Origin of the sequence: Pseudomonas sp. BN414, assembly GCF_029871275.1 — a bacterium.
GTDB lineage: Bacteria > Pseudomonadota > Gammaproteobacteria > Pseudomonadales > Pseudomonadaceae > Metapseudomonas > Metapseudomonas resinovorans_C.
On sequence record NZ_SSOL01000048.1, the window covers coordinates 38,104 to 57,863 of the forward strand.

Sequence of the window (19,760 nt, forward strand, 5' to 3'; positions counted from 1 at the left end):
AGGAGCATGCCGGTGCAGACCCAGGGCTATTTCGACTTGCGCTTCGAGGCGGCGAAAGACGCGTTCGCCGAACTCTTCGCTGACCCCCAGGAGCGCGGTGCGGCCCTTTGCGTTCAGGTGGGCGGCGAGACCGTGCTCGACCTCTGGGCCGGTGTGGCCGACAAGGATGGCCAGCAGGCTTGGCACAGCGACACCATCCTCAACCTGTTTTCCTGCACCAAGACCTTCGCCTCCGTAACCCTGTTGCAGCTGGTAGGCGAGGGCAAGCTCGAGCTGGATGCCCCCGTGGCGCGTTACTGGCCCGAGTTCGCCGCAGCCGGCAAGGACCGCATCAGCGTTCGTCAACTGCTCTGCCACCGCGCCGGCCTGCCGGCAATTCGCGCCTTGCTGCCGGCTGAGGCCCTCTACGATTGGACGGCGATGACCACCGCACTGGCTGCCGAAGCGCCCTGGTGGACCCCCGGTGAGGCTCATGGATATGCACCGATCACCTACGGCTGGCTGGTCGGCGAGCTGATTCGCCGGGCGGATGGCCGGGGGCCGGGCGAGTCCATCGTGGCCCGCGTCGCTCTACCCCTGGGACTGGATTTCCACGTCGGCCTGGCCGACGAGGAGTTCGATCGCGTGGCGCATATCGCCCGCGCCAAGGGCAACATGGGCGACGCTGCGGCGCAGCGCCTGCTCAAGAGCATGATGACCGAGCCAAACTCACTGAGTACGCGCTCGTTCACCAATCCGCCGTCGATCATGACCAGCACGAACAAGCCGGAATGGCGACGGATGCAGCAACCCGCGGCCAATGGCCATGGCAACGCGCGCAGCGTAGCGGGCTTCTATGCCGGCTTGCTGGACGGCGAGCTGCTGGACTCCGAGCTGCTCGCGGAGCTGACCCGCGAACATGCCCAGGGCGAGGACCTCACCTTGCTGACGTCCACCCGTTTCGGCCTCGGCTGCATGCTCGACCAACCCGACGTACCCAACGCCACCTATGGCATGGGCCGATACGCCTTCGGCCATCCCGGCGCAGGCGGCTCCACCGGCTTTGCCGACCCGGAACGCGAGCTGGCCTTCGGCTTCGTCACCAACACCCTCGGCCCTTACGTTCTGATGGACCCGCGCGCCCAGAAGCTGGCCCGTGTGGTCAAGGACTGCCTGGGCTGAGCCACTCGTCACCTCGACCGTTTTTTTCTTTGCTGAATAAAGGCTTGGCGCGAGAATTTAAGCTCGAATGAGAGATTAAAACGCCATCACTATTCGTGCTGGCGTGCGGCATTCAGCGACTACGGAATCCTGCCCATGAAGCTGTTAAAGATTTCCACCCTGATACTCTGTGTGTCTGCCTCCGGCTGCACCATGCTTGGCCCGCAGAAGGCCGAGGTGCCTGCCAAGCCCGAGCAGACTGTCTCTGCCAGCCAGTCCTGGTGGCCCTTCAGTGGCGATAAGAAGGCTAAACAAACCAAGGTCGCCAAAGTCGATAGCAAGGCGACCCAGGCCTGGCTCGATCAGTACGAACCGCGTCTGCGCGAGGCGGTGAAAGGCAGCAAGCTGGAAGTGGAGCGCCGTGAGAACGTGCTGGTGGTGACCCTGCCGGTCGACCCGTCGTACAACCCGGATCGCCCGAGCATGCTGCTGCCCGCCACTCTGGGCCCCATCACCAAAGTGGCGAAGCTGGTGGAAGGCGATACCAAGACCGCAGTGCTGGTCCTTGGCCACGCCGACAGCTCCGGCAACACTGAAACCAACCGCAAGATCAGCCAGGAGCGCGCCCAGTCCGTTGCCGCGATCTTCCGCCTGAGCGGCCTGCAGCGTGATCGCCTGCACCTGAAGGGGCTGGGTTCGGATATGCCGCGCGCCGCCAACGACAGTCAGCAAGGTCGTTCCCTGAACCGCCGTGTCGAGATGATCCTCACGCCGCAGGAAACCCTGGTTGCGCTGATTGCCCAATACAGCAAGCCGGCCACGCCGGAACAGTTGGGCAAGACCGAGAAGGTGGTTGCGGCAGATCAGGCCAAGTAAGCACGCCTTGGGTAAGCTATTGGCTTTCCGAACACAGGACTGCCAATCATGACCCAGACCCTGGCCGATATGCGCCGTGACTATGCCCGCGACGGGCTCAGCGAGGAGCTGGCTCCCGCCGAGCCCTTCAGCCTGTTCCAGAGCTGGTTCGGCGATGCAGTGAAGACCGAGCAACTGCCGGTCGAGCCTAACGCCATGACCGTTGCCACGGTCGACGCCGAAGGCCGTCCACATTGCCGGGTGTTGCTGCTGAAAGGGCTGGATGAACGCGGCTTCACGTTCTTCAGCAACTACGACAGCGCCAAGGGCGAACAACTCTTGGCCAATCCATTCGCCGCCATGACCTTCTTCTGGCCCGCCCTGGAGCGCCAGGTCCGTATCGAGGGCCGGGTAGAACGGGTAACTCCGGCCGAATCCGACGCCTACTACCAGGTACGCCCGCTGGGTAGCCGCCTGGGCGCCTGGGCATCGCCGCAGAGCCGGGTAATCAGCGATCGTGCGGAGCTCGAGGCCCTGCTGGCGGAAACCGAACAGCGGTTCCTCGATAACGCGCCGAGCTGTCCGCCGCATTGGGGTGGGTATCGCTTGCTGCCCGAGCGCATCGAGTTCTGGCAGGGGCGTCCGAGCCGCCTGCATGACCGCCTGAACTACCGGCTCGTGGACAACGCCTGGATTCGCGAGCGACTGGCTCCCTGACCTTTCCCGGGTAATGGCGCAGCTCATCGTTGGCTGCGCCCTCCGTCATCCTGCCCTTCGTCGCCATCTCTTCCGCCGCCTGTAACACCTACCATTAGCCTCGTGATTCCCGGCCCAGCCTGAGGTACGTCGATGAAAGTCGTCATTGCTCCCGATTCCTTCAAGGAAAGCCTGAGTGCGCCCGAGGTGGCCGCTGCCATCGCTCGGGGCTGGCGCTCGGTATTTCCCGAAGCCGAACTGGTGCAGAAGCCCATGGCCGATGGCGGTGAGGGCACAGTGGACGCAGTACTGGCCGCCACCGGCGGCGAACGCCGTGACGCGCGGGTGCAGGGGCCGCTGGGCGACCCAGTGCGCGCGCATTGGGGATGGCTGGGGCAGGGGCGCGCCATTATCGAAATGGCGGCCGCCAGCGGCTTGCACCTGGTCGCCCGCGACACCCGCGATGCCACGCGCACCAGCAGCTTCGGCACCGGCGAGTTGATTCGCCAGGCCCTCGATGCCGGCGCGACGCGGATCATCCTCGGTCTCGGCGGCAGCGCCACCAATGACGGCGGTGCGGGCTTGCTTACGGCACTCGGGCTGCGCCTGCTGGACAAGTACGGTGCGCCGCTACCGGCTGGCGGCGCGGCCCTGGCCCGGCTGGCGACGGTCGATCCGTCCGGTCTTGATCCGCGTCTCGCCGGCATCGAGTTCGAGGTGGCGGCGGATGTGGATAACCCGCTCTGCGGACCCCGCGGCGCTTCCCAAGTCTTCGGCCCGCAGAAGGGCGCCACTCCTGCCCAGGTCGAATCGCTCGATGCAGCGCTGCGGCACTACGCCGAGGTGATCGCCGCTCACCTCGGCGAAGACCATAGCCGGCATCCGGGCGTAGGGGCGGCCGGTGGCCTGGGGTTCGCCGCACGGGCCTTTCTCGGCGCGCGCTTCCGACCCGGTATCGAACTGGTGGCGGAAGTGGCCGGGCTGGCCGATTCGGTAGTGGACGCCGATCTGGTGGTGACGGGAGAGGGCCGCCTCGACTCCCAGAGCCTGCATGGCAAGACCCCAGTGGGAGTGGCGCGGATTGCGGGTGCCGCCGGCGTGCCGGTGATCGCGATTGCCGGGAGCCTGGGAGAGGGCTACCAGCGCCTGCGTGAAGTTGGCATCGAGGCCGCCTTCAGCCTGGTTCCCGGCCCCATGGAGCTGGAGCGGGCGATGGCGTGCGCTGCGGTGGAACTGGAAGCGCGTAGCGCGGATATCGCCCGGTTGTGGAAGCTGGCCGCCCGCGTCTGACCGTACTCAGGCGGTGTAACGCTGCGCCGCCCGTTCCAGCCAGGGCTGCAAGTCCTTGCGCTTGATGCCTTCAGCGTGAGCGACCTTCAGCTGCTCCAGCATGAACGCCTGCTTGTCCTTGTCGCCTTCGGCCAGGGATAACGCGAGGTCGCGATCCATCCAGCGTTTGATGCGCACGTACAGCCACCAGTGGAAGTAAAGGCCGGCGATGGTGGTGATTGCGATGATGAAGTAGTCCATGGGCTAACCTTGAGTGACAGGGAGCTTGTAGGAGATTTCTTGTGAGGCTGTCGGAAAGCTGAACGATGGCTGAGTAGTCGGCCTGTTCAGGTGACAGCCTACGCAGCGCGGAGTCTAATGGACGGGTAATTAATTCTGGAGGAATTGCTATGCGTAAACCCTATCTGCTGGTTGCCTCTTTCACGGCAGTGGCACTGGCGCTGGGTGGCTGTCAGTCGAGCCTGACCGGAGACACCTATTCCCGTGACGAAGCTCGGCAAGTGCAGACCGTGCGCATGGGCACCATCGAATCGCTGCGTCCGGTGAAGATCGAAGGCACCAAGACGCCGGTCGGCGCCGGCGCTGGCGCTGTGGTCGGCGGCATTGGCGGTAGCACCATCGGCCACGGTCGTGGCAGCGCAGTCGCAGCCGTGATCGGCGCGGTAGCCGGCGGCCTGCTGGGGGCGGCGGCCGAAGAAGGCTACACCCGTACCCAGGGTGTGGAAATCACCGTGCGTGAAGACGATGGTTCGATGCGCGCCTACGTTCAGGAAGTCCAGCCCAACGAAGTCTTCCGCGTTGGTGAGCGCGTTCGCATCATGACGGTCAACGGCACCAGCCGCGTCGCTCACTGAAGCTAAGCTGTCCCCATCGGGACAGCTTGTCGTTTTCCCCATTCCAGAATGACGGCGATAGCGCCTGGGTGCTATCGCCGTTTGGAGTGGGCGTTCTCTGCAGTTGCTAGCGTTTTGAAATAATTCAATCTATCGCGATGAATCGATAGTAATGGATAATCGCTGGGTTTTTTTCTTGCCATTTCCGTTACTTGGAGGAAGGTGGCGCTGACCTAGGGGAGATATGGATGATTCTGGCGCTCATTGTCGCGCTGCCCTTTCTCGGGGCACTTCTTCCGCCGCTGGCCGAGCGCCTTGGCCGTTCCGTTTGCGCGGCCGTCACCGCACTGGTACCGCTGGCCGGCCTAGTTCTCCTGCTGACTCAGACCGATAGCATCTTCGCCGGCCACACCCTCAATTTCGCCCAGACCTGGTTGCCAGGCTTCGGGCTCAGCTTCAGTCTGCGGCTGGATGGTCTGGGCTATCTGTTCGCCCTGCTGATTCTCGGCATCGGGCTGCTGGTGATCCTCTACGCCCGCTACTACCTGTCTACGGAAGAGCCCATGGGGCGCTTCTTCTCCTTCCTGCTGCTGTTCATGGGCGCGATGCTCGGCGTCGTGCTGTCCGAGAACCTGCTGCTGATGCTGGTGTTCTGGGAGCTGACCAGCCTGTCCTCATTCCTGCTCATCGGCTTCTGGGGGCACCGCTCCGATGCGCGCAAGGGCGCGCGAATGGCGCTGGCGGTTACCGCAGGCGGGGGCCTGGCGCTGCTGGCCGGGATACTGCTGGTGGGGCATATCGCCGGCAGCTTCGAACTGACCCAGGTGCTCGCCGCAGGCGAGCAGATCCGCGCCCACAGCCTTTATCCGGTGGCGCTGGTGCTGGTATTGCTGGGTGCGTTCACCAAGTCCGCACAGTTCCCATTCCATTTCTGGCTGCCCCACGCCATGGCCGCGCCGACCCCGGTGTCCGCCTACCTGCACTCGGCCACCATGGTGAAGGCCGGCGTATTCCTGCTGGCGCGCTTGTATCCGGCCTTGTCCGGCTCCGACCTGTGGTTCTACCTGGTCAGTCTGAGCGGCCTGGCGACGCTGCTGTTCGGCGCTGGCATGGCGCTGTTCCAGCACGACCTCAAGGGCTTGCTGGCCTACTCGACCATCAGCCACCTCGGCCTCATCACCTTACTGTTCGGCCTCGATTCGCAGCTCTCAAACGTCGCGGCGGTGTTCCACATCATCAACCACGCCACCTTCAAGGCCTCGCTGTTCATGGCCGCAGGGATCATCGACCACGAAACCGGCAGCCGCGACATGCGCTTGATCAACGGGCTGTGGCGGTACATGCCGCATACGGCGGTGCTGGCGATGGTGGCGTCCCTGGCCATGGCCGGCGTGCCCTTGCTGAACGGCTTCCTCAGCAAGGAGATGTTCTTCGGCGAGACGCTGCAGCAGGACCTGCTGGGCAGCTTCAGTTGGGTGGTGCCGGCGGCGGCGACCCTGGCCGGGGTTTTCTCGGTGGCCTATTCGCTGCGCTTCGTCCACGACGTGTTCTTCAACGGCGAGCCCGCCGTCCTGCCCAAGTTCCCGCCTCACGAGCCGCCGCGCTACATGAAGGTCCCGGTGGAAATCCTCGTGTCCCTCTGCCTGCTGGTGGGCATGCTGCCGGGCATCACGGTGGCGCCACTGCTGGCCACTGCGGCCTCGGCCAGCCTGGGCGGCACGTTGCCGGAATACGATCTGGCGATCTGGCATGGCTTCAACCTGCCGTTGGCCATGAGTCTGGTGGCGCTGGTTGGCGGCGTGCTGATCTATGTGCTGCGCAAGCCACTGTTCCGCTGGTACGCCGACCTGCCCGACACCGACGCCAAGGAAGTGTTCGAGCAGCAGGTGCAGCGCGCCGTGGTGGCCGCCCGCTGGATTACCGGGCACCTGGAGAACGGCTCCCTGCAGCGCTACCTGTCCTTGTTGCTGGGCGCCGCCATGGTGATGGTGGCCCTGTCCCTGGCGCCCCTGCCGCAGATCGCGGGCGAACGTCCGCTCACGCCACTGGACGGCATCACCACCCTGGGATTGGCAGTGCTGGCGCTATCGGGGGTGCTGACTGCGATTTTCCATCGCCAGCGGCTGATCGCGCTGATGATCCTCGGCGTGGCCGGCTTGCTGGTGGCGCTGGCATTCGCCCGATTCTCCGCACCTGACCTGGCGCTCACGCAGCTGGTGGTGGAAGTGGTGACGCTGGTCCTGCTGATGCTGGCGCTCTACTACCTGCCGTCCCGTACGCCGGGTGAAAGCTCCAGCCTGCGTGGACTGCGCGATTTCATCCTGGCCTGCGCAGTGGGGGTGATGGTGGCGTTGCTGGCCTATGCCGTGCTGACCCGACCCTACGACGGCATCGCGGATTTCTTCCTCGCCAACAGCGTATCCGGGGGCGGCGGCACCAACGTGGTCAACGTGATCCTGGTGGACTTCCGCGGCTTCGATACCCTCGGCGAAATCACTGTCCTGACGATCGCCGCCATCGGCATCTTCGCCATGCTCTCGGGGCTGCGCCTGGAGAATCCGACCTGCGACCCCCAGGGGCGCAACTGGGCCGGCGCCAAGCACCCGCTGATTCTCGAAACCCTGTCGCGCCTGATGCTTCCCCTGGCCTTGCTGATTTCGGTGTTCATTTTCCTGCGTGGGCACAACCTGCCGGGTGGCGGCTTCATCGCCGGCCTGATCACCGCCGTGGCCCTGGTGCTGCAGTACATCGCCAGTGGCATTGCCTGGGTGGAGCAACGCCTGCCGTTGAATTACCAGCGCATGGCGGGTGCCGGGGTGCTGATCGCCGGCCTCACCGGCCTCGGCAGCTGGGCATTCGGCCGCAACTTCCTGACCTCGGCGTTCGGCCATTTCGAGCTGCCGCTGGTGGGTGAATTCGAACTGGCCACCGCCATGCTGTTCGACCTCGGCGTCTACCTGGCCGTGGTCGGCTCGACGTTGCTGGTACTGGTCAACCTGGGACGTCTGAGCCTGTCCCCGGCTGCGAGCAAGGAGATTCATTGATGGAGGCGCTGTTCGCCGTAACCCTCGGCCTGCTGACCGCCAGTGGCATCTACCTGCTGCTGCGCGGCCGGACGTTCCCCGTGGTACTGGGCCTGACCCTGCTCTCGTACGCCGTCAACCTGTTCCTCTTCGCCATGGGCCGGCTGGCCGGTGAAGCCGTGGTGCTCGGGCGCGACGTGCAGTATGCCGATCCCGTGCCGCAAGCCCTGGTGCTGACCGCCATCGTCATCGGCTTCGCCATGACTGCCTTCGTGGTGGTGCTGGCCTTGCGCGGGGTAGGCGATCTGAACAGCGATCATGTCGATGGCCTCACCGACGAGGAGTCGGCGCCATGATCCACCTGACGATCCTGCCGGTCCTGATTCCGCTGTTCACCGGTGCGCTGTTGCTGGTGCTGCCGTCCAACGAGCGCCTGAAGCGCAGCCTTTCCGTGCTCGCCACCCTCGCCCTGGTACCCCTGGCGTTGTACCTGATTCAGCAGGCTGGCGATGGCCAGTTGCGCGTTTATGCGCTGGGCAGTTGGCAGCCACCCTTCGGCATCGTCCTGATGCTCGACCGGCTTGCAGGGCTGATGCTGCTGGCGACCGCCGTGCTGGCCTCTGCTGCCGTGATCTATGCCGTACGTGGCGATGATCGTATCGGCCTGCGCTTCCATGCGCTTTTCCAGTTCCAGCTGCTGGGGATCAACGGCGCCTTCCTGACTGGCGATCTGTTCAACCTCTTCGTGTTCTTCGAAATCCTGCTGATTGCCTCCTATGCGTTGCTGCTGCACGGCGGGGGTGGCGAACGGGTGAAAGCGGGGATGCACTACGTGATCCTCAATCTCGCCGGTTCGGCGCTGTTCCTGATCGCGATAGGTGCCCTCTACGGCATCACCGGAACCCTGAACATGGCCGACATGGCCCGCCAGGTGGCTGCGGCCGGGCCGGAGAATGCACCGGTGCTGGCCGCCGCCGGACTGGTGCTGCTGCTGGTGTTCGCCCTCAAGGCGGCGCTGTTGCCGCTGTACTTCTGGCTGCCGCGTGCCTATGCCGCCGCGAGTGCGCCGGTGGCCGCACTCTTCGCGATCATGACCAAGGTGGGCATCTATTCGATCCTGCGGGTGTACAGCCTGGTCTTCGGCCCGGAAGCCGGCGAGCTGGCCAACCTGGCGCAGCCCTGGCTCTGGCCGCTGGCGCTGGCCACGGTGTTGCTCGGTGCTGTGGGCGCCCTGGCTGCCGCTACCTTGCAGGGCTTGCTGGCTTACCTCGTGGTGGTCTCCGCCGGCACTCTGCTGGCAGCCATCGCCCTGGGGACTCCCGAGGCCCAGGGCGCGGCACTGTTCTATCTGCTGCACAGCACCTGGGTGGCCGGAGCGCTGTTCCTCCTGGCCGACCTGGTCAGCCGGCAGCGGGGCGAGAAGGCGGGCCACCTGGTGCAAGGGCCGGCCCTGCAGAATCCGAGCATCCTCGGCGCGGCGTTCTTCTTCGGTGCCATCGCCGTGGCGGGCTTGCCGCCGCTGTCCGGTTTCTTCGCCAAGCTCCTGTTGCTCCAGGCTGCGCCGCCGGGCGCTGGTGCACTGCCGTTGTGGAGCGTGCTGCTGATCGGTGGTTTCGTCAGCCTGGTGGCCCTGAGCCGCGCGGGCAGCACGCTGTTCTGGCGTACCGGCCATCAGGTGTTGGGCAGTGCGGAACTGGATGGCGGCCGGCTGTTCGCCACCCTTCTGCTGCTGGCCGGCAGCCTGGTGCTGGTGGCATTTGCCCAGCCGCTCCTGGACTACACCCAGGCCACCGCCGTGCAGCTGCATGACTTGAACCTCTACCGCGCCATTCTCGAGGGGACCGGAGCATGATTCGACGAATCTTTCCTCACCCCGCTGAAAGCCTCTTGCTGCTGTTCGTCTGGCTGCTGCTGGTGGACTCCTTCGCCTTCAGCCACTGGCTGCTGGGGGGCTTTCTCGGCTGGGCAATTCCGTTCTTCTTCCAGCCGCTGTTGATCGAGCGCCCGAAACGCTGGCATCCGCTCAAGCTGATGCGCTTCCTGCTGATGGTGGTGGGGGACGTGCTGGTGGCCAATTTCCAGGTGGCACGCCTGACCCTCGGCCGCGTCGAAGCGCTGCGTCCCGCCTTCGTCGAAGTGCCCATCGAGCTGGACAACGAACTGGCCATCAGCGTGCTGGTGAGCGTGGTGTCGCTGACACCGGGTTCGTTGGCCGCCGACCTCAGTGCCGACCGCCGGACCCTGCTGGTGCATGGCCTCGACGTGCCGGACAAGGTCGCCATGGTGGCTGAGATCAAGTCGCGCTACGAGGCACCGCTGAAGGAGATATTCCCATGCTCGGCCTAGTGATTCCGCTCTGCCTGGGCATGCTCGGGCTGGCGCTGCTGCTGACGCTCGCGCGTCTTATGAAGGGACCCTGCCTGCCGGACCGAGTGCTGGCGCTGGATACCCTCTACATCAACGCCATCGCCATGCTCGTGCTCTACGGCATCTGGAAGGGCAGCAACCTGTTCTTCGAAGTGGCGCTGCTGATCGCCGTGCTCGGCTTTGTCAGCACCGTGGCGGTGGCCAAGTACATGCTGCGCGGAGACATCATCGAATGACCGGCGAACCCCTGTCCCTCTGGGTAGAAATCCTCGTCTGTGCGCTGCTGCTGCTCGGCAGCGCCTTCATGCTGATCGGCGCCATCGGCCTCTATCGCCTGCCGGACTTCTTCATGCGCCTGCATGGTCCGACCAAGGCCACGACACTGGGCGTGGGCGGCGTGGTGATGGCGTCGCTGGTGTTCTTCTCGGCCGATGCCGGCGGAATCAGCCTGCACGAGTTGCTGATCAGCCTGTTCCTCTTCATCAGCGCCCCGGTCAGCGCCTACATGCTGGCCAAGGCCGCGGTGCTGCAGCAGTTGCCGCTCGACCAGAAGACCCGCGGCAAACCCTGGAACCAGTAAGCACTACAGTTTTTCCCGCCTGCTGTGCCTGTCTGGCCCCATGGACGGCCTCGTAGACTGGCGGTTTTCTCCCGGAGGTGAACATGGCGCAGCAAGGTCGACTGGTGGCGGTGGCCTGCCTGGTGCTGGCCATGGCGCTCTGGGGCAGCTCCTTCATCGCCCTCAAGCTGGCCTTCCAGGAAGTCGCCCCACATTGGGTGATCTTCGCGCGTATGGCCCTGGGCAGCCTGATCTTCCTGGCCGGCTGGCGTTGGCGGGGCAACCTCGACTACCAGCCTGGAGACTGGAAATACCTGCTGGGCCTGGCCGCTTGCGAACCCTGCCTCTACTTCATCTTCGAAGCCCTGGCGCTGCAGCACACCAGTGCCTCCCAGGCCGGCATGATCACCGCGCTACTGCCGTTGCTGGTGGCGGTGGGTGCCTACGCTCTGCTGCATGAACGGATCACTCGCGGCACGCTGGCCGGCTTCTTCCTCGCCGTGGTCGGCGCTGTCTGGCTGAGCCTGGCCAGCGACTCGGACAGCCATGCGCCGCAGCCGCTGCTGGGCAATTTCTACGAGTTCCTCGCCATGCTCTGCGCCACCGGCTACACGCTGTTGCTCAAGCATCTGTCATCGCGCTACTCGGCCTTTTTCCTGACCGCCATGCAGGCCTTCATCGGCAGCCTGTTCTTCCTGCCCCTGGCCTGGGTCACTTCGCCCTTGCCGGAGTCCGTCAGCCCGCTGGGCATCGGCGCCATGATCTACCTCGGCACTGTGGTCACGGTGGGCGCCTACGGCCTCTACAACTTCGGCGTCTCGCGGATGCCGGCGAGCCAGGCCACCGGCTTCATCAACCTGATTCCCGTGTTCACCCTGGTATTCGCCTGGGGCTTCCTGGGTGAGCGGCTGACAGGGGTGCAACTGCTCGCCGCCGGCCTGGTGTTCGTCGGCGTGGCGCTGAGCCAATGGCAAAGCGCATCGCCGGCGCCGGCAGGGGTCCTGGATTGATCAAGGGTTCAGCCAGGCCAGGACCACATCCAGCATCCGGTTGGCAAAGGCCCATTCGTTGTCGTACCAGGCCAGCACTTTCACCAGCTCCCCTTGCACGCGGGTGTGATTGAGGTCGACCACGCAGGAAACCGGATAGCCATTGAAGTCGCTGGATACCAGCGGCAATGCGTTGCACTCCATGACCCCTGGCGGCAAGGCTGTCACCCCGGCTTCGAGGGCCGCGTTGAGCGCCTCGCGGCTGGTCGGGCGTTCGGCGATGAACGAGAAATCCAGCAATGACACGTTCGGCGTTGGCACCCGTATCGCCATGCCATCCAGACGGCCGGCCAGTTCCGGCAGTACCAGCCCGATGGCCTTGGCCGCGCCAGTGCTGGTGGGAATCATCGAGACGGCAGCGGCGCGGGCCCGATAGGGATCACTGTGGCTCTTGTCCAGCAGGTGCTGGTCGTTGGTGTACGCGTGCACCGTGGTCACCAGGCCGCTGCGGATACCGACTTCGCGGTGCAGCAACATGGCCAGCGGCGCCAGGCAGTTGGTGGTGCAGGACGCGTTGGAGACGATCTGCTGGCTGCCCAGCTGCTCATGATTGACCCCGTACACCACGGTGAGGTCGGCGGTGTCGAGGGGATGCGACAGCAGCACGCGTGGTGCCCCGGCGGTCAGGTGCTGCTCCACCTGCGCACGCTTCTTCATCTTGCCGGTGCATTCCAGCACCAGGTCCACGCCCAACTGCGCCCAGGGCAGGTTGACCGGGTCGCGCTCGCGCAGCAGGTGGATGGTCTGGTTGTTCACCTGCAGGCGGTCGTCGCTCAGGTGAACATGACCGGGGAAGCGGCCGAAGGTCGAGTCGAAACGGGTGAGGTGGGCCAGCGATTCGAAATCGCCGAGGTCATTGATGGCTTCGATACGCAGGCGCTGGTCGAGACCCCGCTCGAACAGCGCACGAACCAGAGCGCGACCGATGCGCCCATATCCATTCAGGGCGATACGCAGCATGGTGTTCTCCCTCCTTTGATCCTTCCCCAAGCTTAGTGGGGAAGGGCGAGGATGGAGATTGCGGCCAGTCGTCAGTTGTCGCGGGCACCACCGAAGGAGGCACAGCCACGTTGCACGTTGCCGTTCAGGCGCAGCTCGGCGGTCAGGTGCTGGACCGCGCCGCTCATGCTGTCGACGCAGCGTTGGGGCGCGACCCACAGTTCCAGGCGCTGGCCATTGGCCTCGCTGGACAGGTTGAAGCGGCCGTCGGGCAGTTGTTCTTCCATGTAGGGCAGGGCCAGGGAAGGCTGGCCGGGACGGTCGAGGATCAGGCCCTTGCCACTGACGCTGACACTCCAGTCGGGCTCATGGCCGCTGGCGCGCAGCAGCAGGCGCTTGAAGTTGAGGTCATCGCAGCCATGCCCTTCGCGCTGCAGGCGGTAGAGGGTCTTCAGGTCCAGCTGGCCATCGGCGTCGGGCAACTTCGTTGCGCCCATGCGGGCGCGAATGTCGGCGAACAGCTTGCCGGGACCATCCGCGGAGAGGTTGGCGGCTTCCGGCAATAGCCCGGTGGCGCCGCTGTCGACCAGGGCGAAGCGACGCTTCTCGCCGCACGGGCTGAACATCACCTGCCCAGAGACTACGCTCAGCTCACCCTGCAGACGCACCAGGTTGGCGTCGGGAGCGGGGGCTTTTTCGGCGAACATCTGGCAGGCGCCGAAGAGGGGCAAGAGGCTGAACAGCAAGGGGCGGGCGAAGCGCATCGTGGGTCTCCTTCAGGGAGCGGCCACGTTACCGGTGCACAGCGCCCGGCTCAAGGGCGGAGGAGAGGGATGATCCAGTTCAAGCGAGTCTATGAGGCGGCAAAGGCCGATGATGGCCAGCGGGTGCTGGTGGATCGCCTGTGGCCGCGTGGTATCCGAAAGGAGTCACTGGCCCTGGCCTCCTGGCTGAAGGAGGTGGCGCCGTCAGACCAGCTGCGCAAGCAGTTCTGCCATGACCCGGCGCTGTTCGACGAATTCCGCCTGCTGTACCGCGCGGAACTCGCGGCCCATCCCGAGCACTGGCAGGGCTTGCTGGAAATGGCGCGCAAGGGAAATCTGACCCTCCTGTACGCCGCCAAGGACGAAGCGCACAACAATGCCCGGGTGCTGGCGGAGTTTCTCGAAGAAGAGCTCGAACGCAGCGGTCCGCCCAGTTCGCCGGTGTGTTACGCCGGCGAACTGTAGGGGCCTTCAGCCCACGTGATAGGTCTGGCCGGTCTGCGCGCCTTCTGCGCTTTTGGCGTAGGCCAATGCCGCATCGGCCGCCGATACTGCCTTGTAGCCACGGAAATAGGGACCGTAGCTCGGCAGCGCTTCCTCGATCACGGTCGGGCTGACGCTGTTGATGCGCATGCCGCGCGGTAGCTCCAGGGCGGCGCTGCGTACGAAGGCATCGATGGCGCCGTTGACCATGCTGGCCGATGCGCCGTAGCGGATCGGATCGTGGCTCAGCACCCCGGAGGTGAGGGTGAACGAGGCGCCGTCGTTGGCGAATTCGCGGCCGATCAGCACCAGGTTGACCTGACCCATCAGCTTGTCCTGCAGGCCCACGGCGAACTCGGCTTCACCCATTTCTGCCAGGGCCCCGAAGTGCACCTTGCCGGCGGCGCTGATCAGGGCATCGAACGAACCGACCTTCTCGAACAGGCTGCGAATCGACGCGACGTCGGTGATGTCCGCCTGCAGGTCGCCACTGTTGCGACCGACGCGGATGACTTCGTGGCGCTCCTTGAGCTCCTGTTCGATGGCCTTGCCGATGGTGCCGCTGGCACCGACGAGGATGATTTTCATGGGTTGGAATCCTGTGTGGGGGAATGAATGACAGGTCCAGTGTAGAGTGCGGTCTATTGTCGATAATCCATGTAATTGGAAAACTTTGGTTTTCGATTGGAAACAATAGGGCCGCAAATCAATGAGCGAAATGGACGACCTGGCCGCCTTCGCGGTGCTGATGGAAGCCGGTAGCTTCACCGCTGCAGCCGAGCGGCTGGGCTGCAGCAAGGGGCAGTTGTCCAAGCGCATCCGCTCGCTGGAACAAGGATTGGGCGCTTCGTTGCTGCATCGCACCACGCGACGATTGGGCCTGACTGCCGCCGGGGCAGCCTTGCTGCCCGAGGCAAAGGCCCTGGCTGCGCAGGCGGAGCGGGCCAGGCAATCGGTGCGGCGCTTGCAGGAGGAGCTGACCGGCTGCGTGCGCCTGACGGTACCGGTGTCCCTTGGCGAGACCTTTTTCGATGCGCTGTTGCTGGACTTCATCCGGCAGTACCCGCAGATCCGCGTCGAGCTGGATTTGCACAACGGTTATCGCGACCTGGTGGCGGAAGGCTTCGACCTCGCCATCCGCTCGGGCATGGACATGGATGATCGCCTGGTGGCGCGGCCGCTGTTCTCCCTGCAGGAAATCACCTGCGCCACCCCGGCCTATCTCGGCACCCACGGCGAGCCCGAGCAACCGGCGGACCTGGCGCGCCACCAGTGCCTGCTCAACACCCACTACAGCGGTTTCGAGGAATGGCTCTACCACCGGCAGCACCGGTTGGAGCGGGTCAAGGTGGCGGGTGCGCTGGCGAGCAATCACTACAGCCTGCTGAAGAAGGCGGCCCTCTCCGGTGCCGGCGTCGCGCGACTGCCTTCCTACATGATCTACGACGAACTGGCCGATGGCCGTCTGGTGTGGTTGCTGCGGGATTACCAGACCCGTCAGACCCCGGTTTTCCTGGTGCACCCCTGGCAGGGCGGGTTGCCGCGACGCACCCAGGTGCTGGCGGACTACCTGCTGGCCTGGTTCGAACGCAGTCGGCTGAAACTGGACAAGGCGGGGGAGTAGGGCAGGGCGACGACGAAGGGTAGAACGGCGATGTTCATCCCGCGTCGCGCCCCGGAGGAGCCGTCAGGCCAGGTGCTTCAGCAGACGAGCCTGCAGGGCTTCCAGCTCGTTCGGGTCGGCCTTCTTGCTGGCGTGTATAGCCAGCGATTCGCCGTCGAAGCGCGGCACGATGTGCATGTGAATGTGGAACACCGTCTGGCCCGCCGGTGCGCCGTTGAACTGCGCCACCTGCACGCCGGCCGGTTGCAACTCCTGCACCAGCACGTGGGTCAGCCGTTGCACAACGGCCATGACCTTGGCCAGGGCATCGGTTTCGATGTCCAGGATGTTGCGCGCGGCAGATCGCTTCGGGATCACCAGGGTGTGGCCAAACGACTGCGGGAAAATATCGAGGAAGGCGAGCACGTCGTCGTCTTCGTAGAGTTTGTAGCAGGGGGCCTCGCCGCGAATGATCTGGGCGAAAACGTTCTGCGGATCGTAGGTGCCGTGCAGGCTCATCGAAGGCTCTCCATTTGCCGATTTGCGAGCCGTGCACATTAACGCCCGACGCGGCGCCGGAAAACCCCGGAAGCGCCTCATCGGCCACATCGGGCGTTGTAGGCGATCTCGAATCGCCGTCCCCACCTTCACCATTCGTCGGCTTCTGCCTGTAATTAGACGGTAAGAAAGAGATTGAGACGCGTATTCGTCTTGCTCGATGACCGCCTGTTGCTGACGCTTGGCGTGCGTCGCCAGTCGATTCGGCTGGAAACGTACAGCTATGACGGCGGCAATTTCGGAGGCGACGGCAATCGCACCAGCAAGTCTGACAAGTCCATCACCACGCCGGTCTATGGCGTCGTGTTCAAGGCCACGGAACACATCTCCCTCTATGCCAACCGCATCGAAGGCCTGGCCCCCGGCCCGGTGGCGCCCAACGACCCGACGCTGGTCAATCCGGGTGAAGTCTTCTCGCCCGACCGCTCCAAGCAGATCGAGGCCGGGGTCAAGCTGGACATGGACAGCTTCGGCGCCAGCTTCGGCGTCTACCGTATCGAGCAGCCGGCCGACGGCGTGCGGGTGGGCAACGTCTTCACCCGTGACGGTGACCAGGTCAACAAGGGTGTGGAGCTGAACATCTATGGCGAGCCGCTGGATGGCCTGCGCCTGATCGCCGGCGCCACCTACATGGACACCGAGCTGAAGAGCACCGAGACCGGCGCGAATGACGGCAACCGCGCGGTGGGTGTGCCTGAGTTCCAGTTCAACGCCTCGGTGGACTGGGACATCCTCGGCGTACCCGGCGCGGCGATCAGCGCTCGCATGCTGCGCACCGGCGGCCAATATGCGGACCCGGCCAATGAACTCAGCATCCCGTCCTGGAACCGCTTCGACGCAGGCGCCCGCTACAGCTTCCGCGCCTACGAGAATCAGCTCACGATCCGTGCCAACGTCGAGAACATCACCGACAAGAACTACTGGGCCTCAGCCAACGGCGGCTACCTGACCCAGGGGGAACCCCGCACCTTCAAGCTGTCGGGGTCGGTGGATTTCTGAAACCGTGAACCAGCCGTGTCCATTCGTGGCCACGGTCGCCGATACCGCTTGTCTCCGCACCACGGCTGAAGGCGAGCTGGCGGCCTGGGGGGTTGTAGGGGCGATCCTCTGCTTCAACTTGTCTTCGCAGAGCGATACTACGCTTTGTCACCTGAAGGTCGCAAACTGACTATCCGTTCGCGTCACTTCCCCGATATTTTGGCGAAAGTCCCCGTCGCCAGCCGTCGTTTCTGGCGTTACCCTTCGCATCTGGATAAAAAGTGAAGCATCCGCGAAGAGGGTTCCGGCGATTTGGCCTACGGCGCGAAAGGCGTCGGCGGGGCGCGGCGAAGGATGTTCGCGCAATAGCTTCCACCCTTGTTTTTGCAGTTCCACCCCGCCTGGCGGGACGACTATTTTTCCGCTGCCGGCCTGCGTGGCCGGCGGCTGACTGCCTGAACCGGCCGTTCGAGTGAGCGGCCCAGTATCGAGAGGATCGACCGTGCACAACGTCGTAATCAGTGGCACCGGCCTGTATACCCCGTCCAACAGCATCTCCAACGAAGAGCTGGTGGAGTCCTTCAACGCCTATGTGCAGGCCTTCAACGCCGAGAACGCTGGCGCAATCGAGCGGGGCGAAATCGAGGCCCTGGCCGAATCCAGCGTGGCCTTCATCGAGAAGGCGTCCGGCATCAAGAGCCGCTTTGTGGTGGACAAGAACGGCATCCTCGATCCCAAGCGCATGACGCCGCGCATCCCCGAACGCACCAATGACGAGTGGGGCATCCTCTGCGAGATGGCCGTGGGCGCTGCCAAGCAGGCCCTGGAACGCGCGGGCAAGACCCCGGCGGACATCGACGGTGTGATCGTCGCCTGCTCCAATCTGCAGCGTGCCTACCCGGCGGTGGCGATCGAAGTCCAGGCTGCACTCGGCATCGACGGCTTTGGCTATGACATGAACGTCGCCTGCTCCTCGGCCACCTTCGGGATCCAGGCTGCCACCAACGCGGTACAGACCGGCCAGGCCCGCGCCATCCTGATGGTCAACCCGGAAATCTGCACCGGCCACCTGAACTTCCGTGACCGCGACAGCCATTTCATCTTCGGTGATGCCGCGACTGCAGTGATCATCGAACGTGCCGACCAGGCCACCTCCAAGCACCAGTTCGACGTGGTCGGTACCAAGCTGCTGACCCAGTTCTCCAACAACATCCGCAACAACTTCGGCTTCCTCAACCGCGCTGCGGAAGAGGGCGTGGGTGCCCGCGACAAGCTGTTCGTCCAGGAAGGCCGCAAGGTGTTCAAGGATGTCTGCCCGATGGTGGCCGAACTGATCGCCGCCCACCTGGAAGAGAACAAGCTCAACGTCACCGACGTGAAGCGCTTCTGGCTGCACCAGGCCAACCTCAACATGAACCTGCTGATCGCCCGCAAGCTGCTGGGTCGTGAAGCCGAACCGCAAGAGGCGCCGGTGATCCTCGACACCTACGCCAACACCAGTTCCGCCGGTTCCGTGATCGCCTTCCACAAGCACCAGGACGACCTGCCCAGCGGTGCGCTGGGTGTGCTCAGTTCCTTCGGTGCCGGCTACTCCATCGGCAGCGTGATCCTGCGCAAGCGCTGATGAGTCAACCGGCCGACGCCGACCTGCTTCCCCGCCTCCTGGCCGGGGAACAGGGGGCGTTTCGCGAGTTGATCGGCGCCTACCAAGGCGCCATGCGCGCGGTGGCCTACGCGATCGTCGGCCATCGGCATGCCGACGAGGTCGTGCAGGACGCCTGGTTCGCCGTAGTGCGCAACCTCGAAGGTTTTCAGCAGCGTTCCAGCCTGAAGACCTGGCTCCTGACCATCGTCGCCAATACCGCCCGCAGCCGTCTCAAGCAGAACCGCCGCGAGGTGCTGCTCGACGACCTGCCCGCCCCCCATGGAACTATCGGTGATGCCCGCTTCGCCGAGGACGGTCACTGGGCGGCGATCGTGCCGGCCTGGCACGAGGATTCGCCCGAGGCCCTCCTCACCGGGGAAGAGCTGCGCGAATGCCTGGAGAAGACCCTGCTCAGCCTGTCGGAGATGCAGCGCAGCGTGGTGTTGCTGCGTGAGCGCCAAGGGCTGGAGTTGGAGGAAATCTGTAATTTACTGGAGATATCGCTCTCCAATGTCCGGGTGCTGCTGCATCGTGGACGCCTGAAGCTGTTCGCCACCCTGGAACATTTCGAGGAGACAGGCCAATGCTGACGTGCAAGGAACTGGTTGCCCGCTCCAGCGAATTGCTCGATGGCGAACTCAGTTTTCGTGAGCGTATGGCTGTGCGCCGTCACCTCATGCTGTGCCGCAATTGCCGGCGCTTCATCAAGCAGATGAGGCTGACCCAGGCTGTCGTTCGCCTAATGCCGGAAACCCCGGGTGCCGAAGTGGACGACCTCGCCGCACACCTGGCGCAGAAGCGCCGCGACTCCCTCTAGCCGTCCTTTCCCCGCGACGTAGTAGTCGCGAATCGCCAGATTCGCAAGTCGCCAACTTCATTTCATTTTCGCCCGACGCGCTCGCCAAAATAGGCTGAAAGCCGCGTGCTAGAGCGTCTGCGTGCTTATGAAAATTCGGAGTAAAAAAGTTCCGTTGTCAC

The 19,760-nt window shown here is 64.5% G+C and carries 21 protein-coding genes and 2 pseudogenes; 18 read left to right on the plus strand and 5 right to left on the minus strand.

What is annotated here, in order from left to right; genetic code table 11:
* Positions 1 to 12 precede the first annotated feature (12 nt).
* From E8E95_RS08820 to E8E95_RS08835, 4 genes and pseudogenes are all read left to right on the plus strand, one after another.
* Positions 13 to 1,161 (plus strand): serine hydrolase domain-containing protein, encoded by a 1,149-nt coding sequence (locus tag E8E95_RS08820; RefSeq protein WP_280349575.1) that lies wholly within the window; start codon positions 13 to 15, stop codon positions 1,159 to 1,161.
* Between the two features lie 243 nt (positions 1,162 to 1,404).
* Positions 1,405 to 1,947, plus strand: a pseudogene (locus E8E95_RS08825) (OmpA family protein); the annotation flags it as partial.
* Between the two features lie 117 nt (positions 1,948 to 2,064).
* A complete protein-coding gene (pdxH, locus tag E8E95_RS08830) occupies positions 2,065 to 2,712 on the plus strand; it encodes a pyridoxamine 5'-phosphate oxidase (RefSeq protein WP_280349493.1) in 648 nt (215 codons plus the stop codon).
* Between the two features lie 132 nt (positions 2,713 to 2,844).
* Positions 2,845 to 3,981 (plus strand): glycerate kinase, encoded by a 1,137-nt coding sequence (locus tag E8E95_RS08835; RefSeq protein ID WP_280349494.1) that lies wholly within the window; start codon positions 2,845 to 2,847, stop codon positions 3,979 to 3,981.
* 6 nt (positions 3,982 to 3,987) lie between these two features.
* Here the strand turns inward: E8E95_RS08835 and E8E95_RS08840 are convergent, their stop codons facing one another.
* On the minus strand, positions 3,988 to 4,221 hold the full coding sequence (locus tag E8E95_RS08840; RefSeq protein WP_280349495.1) for a hypothetical protein: 234 nt from the start codon (positions 4,219 to 4,221) through the stop codon (positions 3,988 to 3,990).
* Positions 4,222 to 4,370: 149 nt separating this feature from the next.
* Between E8E95_RS08840 and E8E95_RS08845 the strand changes: the two genes are divergently transcribed.
* The 8 genes from E8E95_RS08845 (at position 4,371) to E8E95_RS08880 (ending at position 11,773) form a co-directional block, all read left to right on the plus strand.
* Complete coding sequence (locus E8E95_RS08845) at positions 4,371 to 4,835, plus strand: glycine zipper 2TM domain-containing protein (RefSeq protein WP_077527826.1); 465 nt, start codon at positions 4,371 to 4,373, stop codon at positions 4,833 to 4,835.
* Positions 4,836 to 5,062: 227 nt separating this feature from the next.
* Positions 5,063 to 7,858, plus strand: a complete 2,796-nt coding sequence (locus E8E95_RS08850) for a monovalent cation/H+ antiporter subunit A (RefSeq protein ID WP_280349496.1) — start codon at positions 5,063 to 5,065, stop codon at positions 7,856 to 7,858.
* The gene (locus E8E95_RS08855; RefSeq protein ID WP_179060896.1) at positions 7,858 to 8,193 is read left to right on the plus strand and encodes a Na+/H+ antiporter subunit C; all 336 of its coding nucleotides are present in this window, start codon (positions 7,858 to 7,860) and stop codon (positions 8,191 to 8,193) included. The genes E8E95_RS08850 and E8E95_RS08855 overlap by 1 nt, the downstream gene beginning before the upstream one ends.
* Positions 8,190 to 9,689, plus strand: coding sequence for a monovalent cation/H+ antiporter subunit D (locus E8E95_RS08860; RefSeq protein ID WP_280349497.1), 1,500 nt, complete (start codon positions 8,190 to 8,192; stop codon positions 9,687 to 9,689). The genes E8E95_RS08855 and E8E95_RS08860 overlap by 4 nt, the downstream gene beginning before the upstream one ends.
* Positions 9,686 to 10,183: a Na+/H+ antiporter subunit E gene (locus E8E95_RS08865; RefSeq protein ID WP_077527830.1), complete on the plus strand. Its 498-nt coding sequence runs from the start codon at positions 9,686 to 9,688 to the stop codon at positions 10,181 to 10,183. Before E8E95_RS08860 ends, E8E95_RS08865 begins: the two co-directional genes overlap by 4 nt.
* Positions 10,171 to 10,440, plus strand: coding sequence for a K+/H+ antiporter subunit F (locus tag E8E95_RS08870; protein WP_280349498.1), 270 nt, complete (start codon positions 10,171 to 10,173; stop codon positions 10,438 to 10,440). Before E8E95_RS08865 ends, E8E95_RS08870 begins: the two co-directional genes overlap by 13 nt.
* Positions 10,437 to 10,784, plus strand: a complete 348-nt coding sequence (locus E8E95_RS08875) for a Na+/H+ antiporter subunit G (protein WP_280349499.1) — start codon at positions 10,437 to 10,439, stop codon at positions 10,782 to 10,784. The genes E8E95_RS08870 and E8E95_RS08875 overlap by 4 nt, the downstream gene beginning before the upstream one ends.
* Positions 10,785 to 10,867: 83 nt before the next feature.
* Positions 10,868 to 11,773 (plus strand): DMT family transporter, encoded by a 906-nt coding sequence (locus E8E95_RS08880; protein ID WP_280349500.1) that lies wholly within the window; start codon positions 10,868 to 10,870, stop codon positions 11,771 to 11,773.
* Here E8E95_RS08880 and gap read toward each other — a convergent pair whose 3' ends face one another.
* Together gap and E8E95_RS08890 are read right to left on the minus strand one after the other, a co-directional pair.
* Positions 11,774 to 12,772: a type I glyceraldehyde-3-phosphate dehydrogenase gene (gene gap / locus E8E95_RS08885; protein ID WP_077527835.1), complete on the minus strand. Its 999-nt coding sequence runs from the start codon at positions 12,770 to 12,772 to the stop codon at positions 11,774 to 11,776.
* A 71-nt stretch (positions 12,773 to 12,843) separates the two neighbouring features.
* On the minus strand, positions 12,844 to 13,515 hold the full coding sequence (locus E8E95_RS08890) for a hypothetical protein (protein ID WP_280349501.1): 672 nt from the start codon (positions 13,513 to 13,515) through the stop codon (positions 12,844 to 12,846).
* 69 nt (positions 13,516 to 13,584) lie between these two features.
* On the opposite strand from E8E95_RS08890, the gene E8E95_RS08895 reads away from it, so the two are divergent.
* On the plus strand, positions 13,585 to 13,980 hold the full coding sequence (locus E8E95_RS08895; RefSeq protein WP_280349502.1) for a DUF488 domain-containing protein: 396 nt from the start codon (positions 13,585 to 13,587) through the stop codon (positions 13,978 to 13,980).
* 6 nt (positions 13,981 to 13,986) lie between these two features.
* On the opposite strand, the gene E8E95_RS08900 is transcribed toward E8E95_RS08895, so the two are convergent.
* Entirely contained in the window at positions 13,987 to 14,586 is a 600-nt protein-coding gene (locus tag E8E95_RS08900; protein WP_179060889.1) for a short chain dehydrogenase, read from the minus strand.
* 121 nt (positions 14,587 to 14,707) lie between these two features.
* Here E8E95_RS08900 and E8E95_RS08905 point away from each other — a divergent pair, with 121 nt between their 5' ends.
* On the plus strand, positions 14,708 to 15,622 hold the full coding sequence (locus E8E95_RS08905) for a LysR family transcriptional regulator (protein WP_280349503.1): 915 nt from the start codon (positions 14,708 to 14,710) through the stop codon (positions 15,620 to 15,622).
* A 63-nt stretch (positions 15,623 to 15,685) separates the two neighbouring features.
* On the opposite strand, the gene E8E95_RS08910 is transcribed toward E8E95_RS08905, so the two are convergent.
* Positions 15,686 to 16,120, minus strand: coding sequence for an HIT family protein (locus E8E95_RS08910; RefSeq protein ID WP_280349504.1), 435 nt, complete (start codon positions 16,118 to 16,120; stop codon positions 15,686 to 15,688).
* 198 nt (positions 16,121 to 16,318) lie between these two features.
* On the opposite strand from E8E95_RS08910, the pseudogene E8E95_RS08915 reads away from it, so the two are divergent.
* From E8E95_RS08915 to E8E95_RS08930, 4 genes and pseudogenes are all read left to right on the plus strand, one after another.
* A pseudogene (locus E8E95_RS08915) lies at positions 16,319 to 17,158 on the plus strand (TonB-dependent receptor); the annotation flags it as partial.
* Between the two features lie 481 nt (positions 17,159 to 17,639).
* Entirely contained in the window at positions 17,640 to 18,761 is a 1,122-nt protein-coding gene (locus tag E8E95_RS08920; RefSeq protein ID WP_280349505.1) for a beta-ketoacyl-ACP synthase III, read from the plus strand.
* Positions 18,761 to 19,372 (plus strand): RNA polymerase sigma factor, encoded by a 612-nt coding sequence (locus E8E95_RS08925; protein ID WP_280349506.1) that lies wholly within the window; start codon positions 18,761 to 18,763, stop codon positions 19,370 to 19,372. Before E8E95_RS08920 ends, E8E95_RS08925 begins: the two co-directional genes overlap by 1 nt.
* Entirely contained in the window at positions 19,366 to 19,599 is a 234-nt protein-coding gene (locus E8E95_RS08930; protein ID WP_280349507.1) for a zf-HC2 domain-containing protein, read from the plus strand. The genes E8E95_RS08925 and E8E95_RS08930 overlap by 7 nt, the downstream gene beginning before the upstream one ends.
* The last annotated feature ends 161 nt before the right edge of the window (positions 19,600 to 19,760 follow it).